This is a genomic window from Henriciella mobilis (assembly GCF_003576285.1).
GTDB classification, from domain to species: Bacteria; Pseudomonadota; Alphaproteobacteria; order Caulobacterales; family Hyphomonadaceae; genus Henriciella; species Henriciella mobilis.
The window spans coordinates 298,413-312,657 of record NZ_QWFX01000016.1; the positions used below are offsets into that span (position 1 = coordinate 298,413).

A 14,245-nucleotide genomic window follows, 5' to 3' on the forward strand; every position below is an offset into this window, starting at 1 on the left:
AAGACTGAGGTAGATTCCATGGCAGATACGCCCGCCGCCAATTCCGGTCTTTTCGACGTCCCTGTCCGGGTCGATGTCGTGCTGGGCGAAGCGCGCATGCCGGTCGAAGACCTCTTGAATCTCAGCGAGGGCGAGATTGTCGAGCTGCAGAAGCGTACCAACGAGCCGATCGACATCTATGTCTCCGATCGCCTCATGGCGCGCGGACGCCTGGTCGTTGCCGACGGGCAGCTGGGCGTAAAGCTTTCAGAAATTGTCGACGAGAAACGCGCCGCCTGAGCCGGGTGCCTTCCGCTGCGGTTGCCGCAGCAGACAGCGAAGCGCTTTGTTCACAAGGGCTAAGCGCTTTCCTAACAAATTAACAGATTTCGTTAACCTTTTGGCGCGAGGGTGTGATTCCGGAAGTGGAGTGTATTGCCCATGCGCATGAAAATGTTCGCAGCAGAGACGCTGGAAGCCGCCAAGGCGATGATCTTCGCCGAGATGGGCGAAGATGCGATTATTCTGTCCGAGCGCGAAGTTCCCGGCGGTGTCGAGGTTCGCGCGGCAACTGACAAGCTTGGCGGCGGCATGGTGCCGAGCGAGCCGCGCTTCGTTGCGCGCCTGAACCGGAATGGCGCGCCCGGACGCCCGCAGGACAACCCGCTGCGCAACCGCGTACGCGATGCGCTGATCTGGCACGGCGCCCCGGAACGCTTTGCCGAACGCGTTGCCGATGCAGGCATGCCGATGAGCTCCAAGACGCAGGACCCGGCAGAGATCATGGCCTCCGGCCTCGATGCACTGATCACCTGCGACCCCATTCCCGCCATGCCGAACCGCGACGTGCTGCTGGTCGGCCCGCCCGGACATGGCCGCACGGCCACCGCCGCAAAGATGACACGCCGCGCCGCCGTCACGAATTCCCAGATCCTGCCCGTCGCTGCCGATCTCGACTCGACAGCCGGCGGCGCCCAGCTGGCGGCCTATCTAGAGCTGGAGCAGCGCCAGATCCGCGCGGCGACTTCGCCGGACGCCCTTTTCGATCTGCTTCGCACCTGCCGGTCGGACGGTTATCGCTGTGTCATTGACCTGCCGGCCATCGTCCCCTTCGACGAAGAGGACCTGGCCAGCCTGAAAGACCTGATCAACGTCATCGATGCCGAGCCCGTCCTCGTCATGTCGGCGGAAGGCCATCCTGACGATCAGGCCGAAGCTGCCCGCGCCTTCGCCTCGGTTGGCGTGCGCCGGGCCATTGTCACCAAACTTGATGTTACACGACGGCGTGGAGGCGTCGTTGCCGCCCTGTCCGGGGCCGGTATCGCCTTCGCCCACCTCGCTGTAACGCCTTTCATCGGCGGCGGCCTCGTACCGGCTGCGCCTGGAAGGCTTTCTAGGATCCTGCTGGAAGAAGCGCCGGCAGATATCGCCCTGAAAGGAGCTGCATGACATGAGCTTCATGCTTCCAAAATCCATGGACCGGCCCACCGGCTCGCAAGGGAAAATCCCGCCGCGCCGCGCCAAGCAGGGCCAGATCATCTCCGTCGCGTCCGGCAAGGGCGGCGTCGGCAAGACCTTCATGTCCATCACACTCGCCAGCGCCTTCGCACAGGCCGGACAACGCACGCTGCTCGTTGACGGCGACCTTGGCCTCGCCAATGTCGACGTCCAGCTCGGCATCGCGCCGGAGACCGACCTGGCGGCCGTCATTGCCGGCTGGATCGAACTTGAAGACGCCGTGATCAATGTCGACGGCGGCGCAGGACAGGGCGGCTTCGACGTCCTGCCCGGCCGATCCGGTTCAGGTGCGCTGGCAGAGCTTTCCTCGGAAGAAGTCGCCCGCCTCGCTGCGGGTCTTTCCGCGCTTGCGCTGCAATACGACAAGGTCGTGCTCGACCTCGGGGCGGGAATCGAGGCCAACTGCATGCGTCTCGCACGCGCATCCGACAGGGCCATGATGGTAATCACCGACGATCCTTCCTCGATGACCGACGGCTACGCCTTCATCAAGGTGCTGCGCGGCTATGCGCCCGATGTCGAACAGGGGATCATCATCAACCAGGCCAACACGCGCGCCATGGGTCAGCAGACCTATGAAGCCATCGCCCGTGCCTGCAAGCAGTTCCTCGGATTCCGTCCGCCGCTCGCCGGTATCGTCATGCGCGACGAAAAGGTGCGCGAGGCGATCCGCAGCCAGCGTACGCTGATCTCGACGGATCCGTCCGCCCAGCCAGTGCAGGATGCCATCGCCATCGCCCAGACCCTTATCGGGGCACCGCCGGGCGAAGACCTTCACTGTTAAGAGATATGAACAAAAATGGCCGCAGAGTTATCCACGTTAAACTCTTGGTAATTAACGGCCCGTAGATTCACATTGGTTAACGGGGCGGCTAGGGTGTCGCTAGAGTGATTCGGGAGCAATGACATGCGAGTTCTTCTAATCGAAGACGACAACTCGGTGGCCCGCAGCATAGAGCTGATGCTCAAAGCGGCAGGCTTCAATATCTATACGACTGACCTGGGCGAGGAAGGCGTCGATCTCGGCAAGGTGTACGAGTATGACATCATCATCCTCGACCTGTCGCTGCCCGATATCTCCGGCTACGAAGTGCTGAAGCAGCTGCGCATGGCACGCATCAACACCCCGGTGCTGATCCTGTCCGGCAATCCGGACATTGAAGCGAAAGTTAAGACGCTCGGCTACGGTGCAGACGATTACCTCACCAAGCCGTTTAACAAGGACGAGCTGATTGCACGGATCACGGCAATCGTTCGCCGGTCCAAGGGCCATGCCGAGAGCGTCATCCGCACCGGCGAGATCCTGGTCAACCTGGATGCCAAGACCGTCGAGGTCGAGGGCGAGCGCGTCCACCTGACCGGCAAGGAATACCAGATGTTCGAGCTGCTCTCCCTGCGCAAGGGCACGACGCTCACCAAGGAAATGTTCCTCAACCACCTTTATGGCGGCATGGACGAGCCGGAACTGAAGATCATCGACGTCTTCATCTGCAAGCTCCGCAAGAAGCTCGCCAAGGCGACCGCTACCGCCGACAATCCGGGCGGTGAACACTATATCGAAACCGTCTGGGGCCGCGGCTATGTCTTGCGCGACCCGAAGAAGAAGGAAGAGGCGATCGCCGCCTGACCGTCTTTTTGACAACCGAACACTCAGGAAGAGCCCTGGCCACCGTGCCGGGGTTTTTCTTTGCCCGCGACAGCACGCAGGCTCTTCAGGAAGCTGTCGAGATCGCGGTTCGATGCCCCCTTCATGAACTCCTTCAGCGTTTCGGGCGTCCAGCCCTCAGGCGGTAAGAGATCGTCCTCCAGCGCCTGCAGACGCTCGTGCTGCGAGGCCGTCAATGTCAGGCGCGACGCCGTGCGCAGCAGTGCCAGCATCTCATGAATGGTCCGCATGGCGCGGAAGGCCTCACTCATGGGCTCAAGAAGCGAGGGGTCGTCGCGCCAGCTGCGCCCGCCGAACAGGTCCTGGACAACGCGCTGACCGGCCCCCTGGCAGTCATACTGTACGCATCCGGCAAAGCCCGCTTCTTCGAGGTGGTCGTGGATCGTGCAGGTATGATCCTGTGCCAGGTGGCGACAAGGCACGCCGGCCGGCTTGTCAAAGGCGAACTTGTCGGACTTGTCGAATGACAGCGTGACACAGCACAGGGCGGCACATCGTGAGCAATCCGCGGTGAGGTCCGGTTTGCTCATGGCGCTGCCCCAAACAGGATTGCGTCCGGGCGATCAGAGGCATCGGCGAACGCCCTATTCGCCCTCATCACCCCCGTCCTTGTCGGCCGTCTCGTCTTCGACACCACGCCCATGCGGGTGAGGCCCGCGCCTGCGGGTCGCTCCGCGGCGCCTGGACGCCTGCACGCTGTTGCTTTCGTGTTTTTCCGGGATATCGCCTTCATCGACGTCTTCCGTGCTTTCTGCATCCTCATCGGCCGGTGGCTCGAACGGTTCCGGCGCGAAACCATCCGGCAGTTTCTCGAAATAGAGCGACCTGCTCGGGAAGGCAAAACTGGCGCCCGCTTCCTCGACTGTCTTCTTGATGAAGAAAGCAAGCTGCTCCTTGATCGCAAGCCATTCTCCCCACGCCGTCGTCTTGGTAAAGCAGTAGACCATGATGTTCACGGCACTGTCGGCGAACTCGTCGATGTGCACGAAGGTGGAAACATCAACCGCTGGCGCGAAGTCGTCGTTCGCCTCGATATAATTCTCGATCGCCTTGCGGATATTGGTCAGCTGCTCATCGGTCGTGCGGTATTCAAGGCCGATTTTCCAGTAGATCCGGCGATGCGTCATCCGCGAGAAATTGATCAGCGGATTGTCGGCAAGCTTTGCGTTCGGCACGTAGACGGGCGCCTTGTCGAACCGGCGCACTGTGGTCGAGCGGAAGCTGACATCCTCGACGATCCCTTCCACGACACCGTCGACCACGATCCAGTCGCCCTTGGACAGGCGCCGTTCACCGATGATGGTCATGCCGCCGATCAGGTTCTTGAACAGGTCCTGCGCGCCGAGCGCGACCGCAACGGACAGGAGCGACAGTGAGGCGAGGAAAGGCAGGACCGGTACGCCCCAGACGTCCAGGACTGCCGCGCCGCCCACAAAGAAGATGACGGCCTTCACGATCCGCTTCATCCAGTCGAGGAAGGTCTCCCCCATGATCCGCCGCGCACGCTTCAGCAGGTCCAGCACCGGATCGACCAGACGGAACAGCGTCCAGAAGACAACGACGACGATGATTGACCGGGTCACTTCGGCGACGATCTGGTCGACTTCGCCGCGTGCGCCCAGCGCCTGCGCCGCAAAATAGACGCCCGCCGCGATCGGCAGCAGCGCCAGCGGTTTCTTCAGGGCCTCGACCAGCTTGTCGTCGAAATCCGTTTTCGTGCGCCCGGCAATCTTGCCGATCGAGGCGGCGATGACGTGGGCAATCAGCCCGCGCAGCAGGAAGGCGAGGACCAGGATCACGATGGCAAGGACACCCTTGCCGACAGGCTGGCCGAGGAAGCCGGTCGTGAAGACCTCTTCCACATGCGACCAGAATTCCTGCAGCGATGCGATCACGCCGATCTCTTCAAGGGTCTCTTCCATGGCCGGTCCTGTCCTCGTGCCTGTATCCGCCTGCGCCGCGGACCTATAGCAAAGCGCCCCGCAAAAGCTCTTGCGGGGCGCCTGATTTTAGTCGCTTTCGAAGGGTTTAGGCCGACTTGCGGTCGTCGTCCACTTCCTCGAAGTCCGCATCGACGACGTCATCGTCACCATCGGCGCCCGCGTCGGTCTTTGCATCGGCTTCCGCCGTTTCAGCCTGCTGGCTGGCATAGATCGCCTCGCCGAGCTTCATGGCGGCTGTCATCAGGGCCTGATGCTTGGCCTGGATATCCTCGAGGTTCTCGCCTTCGGCAGCCTTCTTGAGCTCCTCGGCGGCAGCCTCGATCTCGGCCTTCACCTCGGTCGCGACCTTGTCGCCATGCTCTGCGAGCTGCTTCTCGGTCTGATGGACGAGGGCTTCTGCGCCGTTCTTGGCCTCGACCAGGTCGCGGCGCTTCTTGTCGGCCTCGGCATTGGATTCTGCATCCTTCATCATCTGGTTGATCTCGTCTTCCGAGAGACCGCCCGATGCCTGGATGGTGATCTTCTGCTCCTTGTTCGTCGCCTTGTCCTTGGCGGACACGTTGACGATGCCGTTGGCGTCGATGTCGAACGTCACCTCGATCTGCGGCACACCGCGCGGGGCGGCCGGAATACCTTCGAGATTGAACTGGCCGAGGATCTTGTTGTCGGCCGCCATCTCACGCTCGCCCTGGAAGACGCGGATCGTCACGGCCGGCTGGTTGTCTTCAGCCGTCGAGAAGGTTTGCGACTTCTTGGTCGGGATCGTGGTGTTGCGGTCGATCAGGCGCGTGAACACACCGCCCAGCGTTTCGATACCGAGCGAGAGCGGGGTCACGTCGAGAAGGACAACATCCTTCACGTCGCCCTGCAGAACGCCGCCCTGAATGGCCGCACCGATGGCAACCACCTCGTCCGGGTTCACACCTTTGTGCGGCTCCTTGCCGAAGAATTCCTTCACGGCAGCTTGCACGGCCGGCATGCGCGTCATGCCGCCGACGAGCACGACATCGTCGATCTCGGAGGTCGACTTGCCGGCATCGGCCAGCGCCTTCTTGCACGGCTCGATGGTGCGCTTGACGAGGTCGTCGACAAGGCTCTCGAACTTGGCGCGCGTCAGCTTGATGTTCAGGTGCTTCGGACCGGACTGGTCGGCCGTGATGAAGGGCAGGTTCACTTCGTATTGCGAAGCGGACGACAGCTCCTTCTTGGCCTTCTCGGCTTCTTCCTTCAGGCGTTGCAGGGCAAGCTTGTCCTTGGACAGGTCAATGCCCTGGTCCTTCTTGAACTCGCTGACGAGGAAATCGACGATACGAAGGTCGAAGTCCTCACCGCCGAGGAAGGTGTCGCCATTGGTCGACAGCACTTCGAAGACGCCATCGCCGATTTCGAGGATCGAGACGTCGAACGTACCACCGCCAAGGTCGTAGACGGCGATCGTCTTGCCGTCCTGCTTGTCGAGGCCATAGGCCAGCGCAGCAGCGGTCGGCTCGTTGATGATGCGGAGCACTTCGAGGCCCGCAATCTTGCCGGCATCCTTGGTGGCCTGACGCTGGGCGTCGTTGAAGTAGGCCGGGACCGTGATAACGGCCTGGGTGACTTCCTCACCGAGATAGGCCTCGGCGGTTTCCTTCATCTTGGTCAGGATGAAAGCGGAGATTTCCTGCGGGGCATAGTCCTTGTCGCGGCCTTTGACCCAAGCGTCACCATTGGAGCCCTTCACGATCTCGAAGGGGGAAATTTCCTTGTCCTTCTGCGCGGTCGGGTCGTCGAACTGACGGCCGATCAGGCGCTTGATCGCATAAAAGGTGAAATCCGGGTTGGTGACAGCCTGCCGGCGAGCCGGCATGCCGATGAGGCGTTCGCCGCCTTCGGTGAAGGCCACGACGGACGGGGTTGTCCGCGCACCTTCTGCGTTTTCGATGACCTTGGCTTCCTTGCCATCCATCACGGCGACACAGCTATTGGTGGTGCCGAGGTCGATACCGATGATCTTTCCCATTTTCGTTCACTCTCTCTTTCTCTAGCCGCCACCGTTTCGTTTCATTGGCCTGTCCGGCAGCGCCCGAAACAGCAGCTCTATGGATTGTGAATGATGCGCCCTGTCTGATGAGCACATCCTCAGGCTGCGATATGGGAAGGCCTTTCGCTGGCTCAAGAGGTTGCCTCACATTTGAGTGATAAGGCAGCCCTGAAGGCCTCATATTCCCGCATGCAATACGCAATGACACTTACCGGAACGGAAATACGCAAAGGCCCCTTATCAATCCAGTCTATAGAGCCAAGCAGAACGATTGATTTGAAAACCATTCTCAATCGCACAATTTCTTCTGGACTAGACCAGACGAGGATGAGCGATGTCACGCGGCTTGCTGAAAACCCTGACCTACAGCCTGATGCACCTGACGGTCGCGATTGCGGTCGCTTATGCGCTGACCGGCAACTGGACCATCGCACTCAGCATCGGCTTGATTGAGCCCTTCATTCAAACCATCGCCTACTCAGTACACGAGCGCCTTTGGGACAGGTGGATTCCCGGACGCAGCTCGCCGGTTCAATCGATTCATGCCTGCGCAATCACGCTGGAGAGGATTGAGATGCACGCCCGCACGCACGACGCCTCGGGCAGGCGGGGCGCGGCGCCGGCCTGACCGATCGCAGCCTTGTGCTTCGATACAGCAAAAAAAAGCGCCCCAGGCCAAAGCGTCCATAAGTAGAAGACTGGCCAAACCGGATTAACCATAATTATATGCGTCCCAGCAGTTCTGTGGGAGGGACGCACCATGTTGAAACTGATCCGTGCCGCGATGGTCGCTGGCACACTCATGACCGCACCGTACATCGCTCTGGCCCAGGATATTGATGGCGCCATCGAACATCCGATGATCGAGCGCTATCCAGGTCAGGTCATCGCCTGGCAGCACATCGAAAACTATCAGCCCTTCAAAGTGCCCGTCGGTCCCGTCACAGGCTATCGCTACATCGACGACGTGATCGAGACCGAAGGCCGGGTCACGCGCACCTTCTACAAGTATGAAGGCACCGACCGCACCTTCTCGGAAGTCTATTCCAATTATCTCGACGCGCTTGAGGCCGAAGACTTCGAGATTCTCGGAAAAGGCATGTCAGCAGACAGGCGCGGCGCCGGTGTGGGATCGCGCAGCTGGAGCGAAGTCTACTTCATCCAGAACCCGATTTCGAAAGGCGGCGAGGCCAATACGATGACCGCCGGCACAGCCACAGCGGGCGGCGCGGGGACCATCGTGGCGAAAAAGGAGCGCGCGGGCGGGACCGCCTATGTCACGATCCATGTGGAGCAGCATGCAGAGGACTATATCGGCGCGCTGATCGATATCGTCGAAGTGGAAGCGGCCGAAACAGGCCTGGTCGTCGTCGATGCTGAAGCCATGGGATCAGACATGGAAGACTACGGCCGTGTGGTTCTGGATGGCATTGTCTTCGACTTCGACAAGGCGACGCTCAAGCCGGAATCGAAAGCCGCGCTGGATGCCATAGCCGAATTCCTCGACGCCAATCCGGACAAGACCTTCTATGTCGTCGGCCACACCGACTCCAAAGGCACATTCGCCTATAATCGCAAGCTCTCATCGGACCGCGCCCTGGCCGTCGCCGATGCGCTGAAACAGGATTACGACATCGCTTCGGACCGCCTTGAGCCGCACGGCGTCGGCCCGCTTTCGCCGGTCTTCTCGAACGCCGGCGATGCCGGGCGCGAGAAGAACCGGCGGGTGGAGCTGGTGGAGCGGTAGGGCGGCGCCTAGCTCGGCTTCCCTGCGCTTACCGCGACCATGGCGGCGCGCAGGACGCGTTCGCCGATCTTCCAGCCAGTCTGGAAGGTCTCGGCGATGGCGCCGGAGGGCTGGTCGGAGGGGATCTGGCTGACGGCCTGGTGCTGGTTCGGGTCGAAGGCCGCGCCAGGCGCCGCATCGATCGCCGTCACGCCATGGCGTGCGAGCACGGTATGCAGTTCCTTCTGAGTCATCTCGATCCCGCCAAGCAGGTTCTTGCCAGCCTCGGTCAGCGCGTCGCGTTCCTCATCGGGCAGCGCACCGAGCGCGCGGGCGAGATTGTCCGACACGTTCAGGAGGTCGCCGGCAAACTTCTCAACCGCATAGACGCGCGCATCGACGACTTCCTTGGCCGTGCGCTTGCGGACATTATCCATCTCCGCATGCGCGCGCAGCACCTGGTCCTTCAAGGCCTGCACCTCGCCTTCAAGCTCGGCGATGCGGATTTCGGGATCGGGGTCCTGATTGTCCGCCACGGCAGCCTCTTCCAGCTTTTCGGACTCCGGCGATCCGGCGTCCAGCGTTTCGGTTTCAACGGCCTCTTCCGGCCTCTTCTGGTCTTCGTTCATGCCCTCAATACTCTCACGTCTTGTGGCGTTCGGCGAGAATCTGACCGACAATACGCGCGGTATAATCCACCATCGGGATTACCCTTGCATAGTTGAGCCGCGTCGGACCGATCACGCCGAGTGCGCCGATTACCTGTCTCGTGGCGTTCATATAGGGAGCGACAATCAGGCTTGAACCAGACAACGGAAAAAGCCTGTTCTCCGAGCCGATAAAAAGCCGCACGCCTTCGGCTTCCCGCGTTGAATCCAGAACGTCCAGCAGGCCCTGCTGGCGCTCAAGGATATCGAAAAGCTGACGCACCTGCTCCATGTTTTCCGCTGCGCCGGGATCGTTCAACAGGTTGGCGCGGCCATGCACGATCAGCGCACGCTCCTCGCCCGGCACCTCCCCGCCCCATTCGGCCAGCCCCTGCTCCACCAGCGATGCGGCGGCCTGGTCGAGCTGTGCGCGGCGTTCCTGGATTTCCTCGCGTACGGCCTGGGACGCTTCACGCAGCGTGCGGCCTTTCATGCGTGCGGCAAGATAGTTGCCTGCCTCCATCAGCGTTGTCGCCGGCAGGCCAGGCGGGACTTTCACCAGCCGGTTTTCGACGTCTCCCATCTCATCAACGAGGATGCAGAGCGCTTCGCCTGTCGCCAGCGGGACGAATTCGACGTGCCGAACGGGGCGTTCGCGCGTCGGCGAGCTGACCAGACCCGCGCCGCCTGCGAGGCCCGACAGGATGGAGGACGCCTCTTTAAGAAGGCCCTGCAGATCGCGTCCGCCAGAACGCAGCCGGTCCTCGATTTCGGCCCGGTCATCCTCCGATGGCTGGCCGATCTCGAGGAAACCATCGACGAACAGGCGCAGGCCGACATGCGTCGGCATACGGCCGGCGGAAATATGCGGACTGTCGAGCAGGCCCATATCTGTCAGGTCCGCCATGACGTTGCGGATCGAGGCGGGCGAGAGGCTGATGCCGCTCTTCGACAGGGTACGCGAGCCAACCGGCTCACCGGTTTCGAGATACGTCTCGACGATCTCGCGAAAGATGGTGCGCGAGCGCTCATCGAGGCTCTGGAGCAGGCCGCTAAGGGGTTTGTCTTCACTCATTCCGTTGAATTTCCCGGAATTGCAATCACCAGTTTCAATAAGACTTTTTGCTTTCACACCGTCAACAAATCGGGTTCCATGGCGCCCATGACAAGCGTGCCAGCAAAGCTGCCCCTTCCGCAAGTTGTCGCATACGGTTCGGTCGGCATCCCTTTCGGTGCCGTGGGTCTTCCCATGGCTGTGTTCATCGCCCCATTCTATGCCGAGCAGATGGGCCTGGGAACGGCCCTGGTGGGCCTGATCTTCATGGTCCTGCGCTTCTGGGACCTGTTCTCCGACCCGGTCATGGGATGGCTGGTCGATACCAAGCCGTCCCGCCTGGGCAAGATTCGCCATTGGCTGCTGATTGCCGTGCCGATCCTGCTGCCGGCTGTCTGGTTCCTCTACAATCCGGTCGGCCCACCGGTCTCGCCGCTCTTTCTCGCGGTCATCCTGTTCATCTTCTACATCGGCACGACGATGATCGTCACGCCGCACCAGGCCTGGGCGCCATCGATTGCAAAGACCTATGACGAACGCTCGCGGCTTTTCATGTGGCGCGAGCTGTTCACCATCTCCACCATGCTTGTGATGCTTGCCCTGCCATCCCTGCTTGAGCAGTTCGGCGGCATAAGCTTCGCCGAGCAGATCTCGATCATGGGCTGGTTCCTGATCATCGCCCTGCCCGTGACGGTCGGCGCGGCGGTCTGGCTGGTGCCCGACCCTAAGCCGGACGCCAGTGCGCCTCGCGCCAGCTTCCATCCAAAGGCCATTCTTGCCGCGCTGAAGCAGCAGACACTGTGGCGCCTTCTCGCGACCGAAATCTTTATCGGGATCGCGATTGCCGGCACGGCGGGCACCTTCCTGTTTGCGTCCCTCTGGGGCTTCGGCGTCGGCCACGGCACCGCCTCGCTCATCCTGATGGCGCACTTCATCGCCGGCTTCGCCGCCATGCCGGTCTGGGTCTGGATCTCCAAACGCACAGAGAAATACATCGCCATGCGATCGGTCTGCCTGTGGTCGGCCTTGACCTATGTCTGCTACATGCCGCTCGCTTTGATGGGCGGCGGGGCGGTGTCGCTCCTCATCGCTGCGATCGTGTCCGGCTTCGGCTATGGCTCGCCTTTCATCCTTGTCCGTTCGATGATGGCAGACCTTGTCGAGGCGGAAGAAGCCCGCGGCGGCGGCAACCGCGCCGGCCTGTTCTATTCGCTGATGTCCGGGGCCTACAAGACCGGCGCCAGCTTCGCCATCGGCATCCCATACATCCTTCTCGGCGTGCTGGTCGGCTTCAATCCGGCGACAGACAACTCGCCGGAAACCGTGCGCGGGCTGATGCTGGTCTTTGTCGGCGTACCGGTCGTTTCCTACGCCCTCGCTGCGCTGCTCATCTGGCGCTATCCGATCACGCGGGCCGATCAGGAGAAAGCAGCTGAGGCCATCAATGCGGGTGGACAAGCCAACCTTGAATCGCTTCACCCCCCGGTGAACAAAGGAGACGCTCCATGACCAACCTTGTGCGCCCCTCAGGCCGGGCTGCCGACCAGCTTCGCGATATCGTGCTCGAGACGAATGTGACCCGCTATGCCGAAGGCTCGTGCCTTGCAAAGTTCGGCCACACCCACGTGCTGTGCACCGCCAGCTGGTCCGACAGCGTCCCGCCATGGCTGCGCGGACAGGGCAAGGGCTGGGTCACCGGCGAATACGGCATGCTGCCCCGCGCCACTCACACCCGCGGCAATCGCGAAGCCGCCCGCGGCAAGCAATCCGGCCGCACGCAGGAAATCCAACGCCTGATCGGCCGCTCCCTGCGCTCTGTGGTCGACCTGACGGCGCTCGGCGAAAACCAGCTCACCATCGATTGCGACGTCCTGCAGGCCGATGGCGGCACGCGCACCGCGTCAATCACGGGCGGCTTCGTCGCCATGGCGCTGGCGCTGAAATACCTGCGCGAGGAAGGCGTGATCAGCGCCGACCCGATCCAGAAACAGGCCGCCGCCATCTCCGTCGGCCTGTTCCAGGACACGCCCGTGCTCGACCTCGACTACCCCGAAGACTCCGGCGGCGAGGGCGACATGAATGTCGTGATGAGCTCAGACGGCGGCTTCATCGAGATCCAGGGCACCGGCGAGGAACGCCCGATGACGCGGGCCGAAGTCGAGGAATTGATGCGGCTGGCCGAAAAGGGCTGCAATGAACTCTTCGAAGCGCAGAAAGCGGCGATCGGGTAGCTAGATTTTCTGAAAGACGTCCCGGCCGAAATACGCATATTGCAGGCTCTGCGCGATGCGTTCGGCGCGTTCCATGAAATAGTCGGCCGTTTCCTGCGACGGTGAGATCTCCTCAAGCGTCAGGTAAAACAGGCCGAGCCATTGTCCGAAATGTTCCGGCCGCACGCCGTCCAGCTTCATATGGGCGGGCATGGGCTTGCCGGAATAGCGCCCGGCATTCAGGGCGACCGACGCCCAGAAATCCTTGAGCTTGGCGAGATGGGCTGGCCAGTCATCGACAACGCGCTCGAAGATAGGCCCCAGATTCCTGTCGGCGCGCACCCGCGCATAGAAGGTCTCGACGAGCCGCGAAATGAAAGCGTCGTCGATACCGAGACGGGCAGCGTTGTCTTGAATGTCCTGCCGGCGTTCGGCAGCGGAGCGGACAGTGTAAGCCATGCTCGCAGCATTGCCGACACGGCAGCCTGAAATCCATAAGTAGAATTACGCAGGAACTGCAAGACAAGGCGGACAACCCGGGACCTGTTGCAGGGCCAGTAGAAATCGTCTCGATACCCAAGCCGGCGGCGTTAACATACACCACCCTCTAGGTTGCACGGATTGTGATTGAAACTCATTCGGCGGCGGGGCTCCGCCTTGCAATGCCGCGCCTAGGCGGCTTCCTCGTCATCGGCGGCTGCGCTGCCATCGTCTTCTTCGTCGAAGACCAGGATGTCGCCGGGCTGGCAATCAAGCTCCCGGCAAAGCGATTCCAGGGTCGAGAAGCGCACGGCCTTGGCCTTCCCGGTCTTCAGGATGGAAAGGTTGGCGAGGGTCACGCCGACACGGTCCGAGAGTTCTGTCAGGGACATGCGGCGCTCAAGAAGAACGCGGTCGAGGGTTACGCGAATGGCCATGTTTTACCGGCCTCCTAAATCGTCATCTTCTCTTCCTCACGCAACCGGGAGCCTTCCCGGAAGACTTGCGCAAGGATGAAAAGTGCTACCACCGCTGCCCAGGCGGCAAGATTGATACTGAGCCTGACGGGCTGTTCTGTCCCGAGGTCCACAAGAGCATTGAGAAGGATAACGGTCAGATAGCGCGCAAGCTCCACCAGACCGATTGCAAGCGCAATCCGGGTGAGGCGCGGACCGTTTTCCGGCACGAACGGATCGCCCGCTGCCAGCGTCGACAGGATGCGGCGCAGCTGCAGGCAGACATAGATGATACCGGGTGCAAAAACGGCGAGGCTCGCCAGCCCTGCGACGAAATGGCCGGGCGTCACCCCTTCGACATAAGCCTGCATGCCGGGCGCTTCCATCACCCCGCCATTGAGGCTGCCGAGCAGGCCGATCGCCAGCAGCAGGAAGGCGATGACGCCTGCAATTACAGCCAACCAGATGATGGCGAGCATGAGCAGCGACAGAAACGCAGCCATGGAGTTTTGCTGGCGGATCGTCATATGAGTGTCTTCGAAGTTTC

At 61.6% G+C, this 14,245-nt stretch carries 16 protein-coding genes; 8 read left to right on the forward strand and 8 right to left on the reverse strand.

Annotation, left to right across the window (positions count from 1 at the left end):
- The first annotated feature begins 18 nt into the window (after positions 1–18).
- The 4 genes from fliN (at position 19) to ctrA (ending at position 3,124) form a co-directional block, all read left to right on the forward strand.
- On the forward strand, positions 19–279 hold the full coding sequence (gene fliN / locus D1223_RS16815) for a flagellar motor switch protein FliN (RefSeq protein WP_119377862.1): 261 nt from the start codon (positions 19–21) through the stop codon (positions 277–279).
- Positions 280–420: 141 nt separating this feature from the next.
- Positions 421–1,428, forward strand: a complete 1,008-nt coding sequence (locus tag D1223_RS16820; protein WP_233350055.1) for a flagellar biosynthesis protein FlhF — start codon at positions 421–423, stop codon at positions 1,426–1,428.
- Between the two features lies 1 nt (position 1,429).
- Positions 1,430–2,281 (forward strand): nucleotide-binding protein, encoded by an 852-nt coding sequence (locus tag D1223_RS16825; RefSeq protein ID WP_199288227.1) that lies wholly within the window; start codon positions 1,430–1,432, stop codon positions 2,279–2,281.
- A 123-nt stretch (positions 2,282–2,404) separates the two neighbouring features.
- The gene (gene ctrA / locus D1223_RS16830) at positions 2,405–3,124 is read left to right on the forward strand and encodes a response regulator transcription factor CtrA (RefSeq protein ID WP_119377513.1); all 720 of its coding nucleotides are present in this window, start codon (positions 2,405–2,407) and stop codon (positions 3,122–3,124) included.
- Positions 3,125–3,147: 23 nt separating this feature from the next.
- Here the strand turns inward: ctrA and D1223_RS16835 are convergent, their stop codons facing one another.
- The 3 genes from D1223_RS16835 to dnaK all read right to left on the reverse strand — a co-directional run bounded on the left by D1223_RS16835 (position 3,148) and on the right by dnaK (position 7,105).
- Positions 3,148–3,693, reverse strand: coding sequence for a hypothetical protein (locus D1223_RS16835; RefSeq protein WP_119377514.1), 546 nt, complete (start codon positions 3,691–3,693; stop codon positions 3,148–3,150).
- 54 nt (positions 3,694–3,747) lie between these two features.
- On the reverse strand, positions 3,748–5,085 hold the full coding sequence (locus tag D1223_RS16840) for a mechanosensitive ion channel family protein (protein ID WP_119377515.1): 1,338 nt from the start codon (positions 5,083–5,085) through the stop codon (positions 3,748–3,750).
- 106 nt (positions 5,086–5,191) lie between these two features.
- Positions 5,192–7,105 carry a molecular chaperone DnaK gene (gene dnaK / locus D1223_RS16845; protein ID WP_119377516.1) on the reverse strand — a complete coding sequence of 638 codons (1,914 nt, stop codon included), beginning with the start codon at positions 7,103–7,105 and terminating at the stop codon, positions 5,192–5,194.
- A 355-nt stretch (positions 7,106–7,460) separates the two neighbouring features.
- Here dnaK and D1223_RS16850 point away from each other — a divergent pair, with 355 nt between their 5' ends.
- Together D1223_RS16850 and D1223_RS16855 are read left to right on the forward strand one after the other, a co-directional pair.
- Positions 7,461–7,754: a DUF2061 domain-containing protein gene (locus D1223_RS16850; protein WP_119377517.1), complete on the forward strand. Its 294-nt coding sequence runs from the start codon at positions 7,461–7,463 to the stop codon at positions 7,752–7,754.
- A 132-nt stretch (positions 7,755–7,886) separates the two neighbouring features.
- Positions 7,887–8,873 carry an OmpA family protein gene (locus tag D1223_RS16855; RefSeq protein WP_119377518.1) on the forward strand — a complete coding sequence of 329 codons (987 nt, stop codon included), beginning with the start codon at positions 7,887–7,889 and terminating at the stop codon, positions 8,871–8,873.
- Positions 8,874–8,881: 8 nt separating this feature from the next.
- On the opposite strand, the gene D1223_RS16860 is transcribed toward D1223_RS16855, so the two are convergent.
- The gene (locus tag D1223_RS16860) at positions 8,882–9,481 is read right to left on the reverse strand and encodes a nucleotide exchange factor GrpE (RefSeq protein WP_119377519.1); all 600 of its coding nucleotides are present in this window, start codon (positions 9,479–9,481) and stop codon (positions 8,882–8,884) included.
- Between the two features lie 13 nt (positions 9,482–9,494).
- Positions 9,495–10,574, reverse strand: coding sequence for a heat-inducible transcriptional repressor HrcA (gene hrcA / locus D1223_RS16865; RefSeq protein WP_119377520.1), 1,080 nt, complete (start codon positions 10,572–10,574; stop codon positions 9,495–9,497).
- Between the two features lie 87 nt (positions 10,575–10,661).
- On the opposite strand from hrcA, the gene D1223_RS16870 reads away from it, so the two are divergent.
- Together D1223_RS16870 and rph are read left to right on the forward strand one after the other, a co-directional pair.
- Entirely contained in the window at positions 10,662–12,062 is a 1,401-nt protein-coding gene (locus D1223_RS16870; protein ID WP_158588522.1) for an MFS transporter, read from the forward strand.
- Positions 12,059–12,784, forward strand: coding sequence for a ribonuclease PH (gene rph, locus D1223_RS16875; RefSeq protein WP_119377522.1), 726 nt, complete (start codon positions 12,059–12,061; stop codon positions 12,782–12,784). Before D1223_RS16870 ends, rph begins: the two co-directional genes overlap by 4 nt.
- On the opposite strand, the gene D1223_RS16880 is transcribed toward rph, so the two are convergent.
- From D1223_RS16880 to D1223_RS16890, 3 genes are all read right to left on the reverse strand, one after another.
- Positions 12,785–13,222 (reverse strand): group III truncated hemoglobin, encoded by a 438-nt coding sequence (locus D1223_RS16880; protein ID WP_119377523.1) that lies wholly within the window; start codon positions 13,220–13,222, stop codon positions 12,785–12,787. It abuts the gene before it with no gap.
- 212 nt (positions 13,223–13,434) lie between these two features.
- On the reverse strand, positions 13,435–13,680 hold the full coding sequence (locus D1223_RS16885) for a helix-turn-helix domain-containing protein (RefSeq protein WP_119377524.1): 246 nt from the start codon (positions 13,678–13,680) through the stop codon (positions 13,435–13,437).
- A 14-nt stretch (positions 13,681–13,694) separates the two neighbouring features.
- Complete coding sequence (locus D1223_RS16890) at positions 13,695–14,201, reverse strand: DUF2975 domain-containing protein (RefSeq protein WP_233353216.1); 507 nt, start codon at positions 14,199–14,201, stop codon at positions 13,695–13,697.
- Between the last annotated feature and the right edge of the window lie 44 nt (positions 14,202–14,245).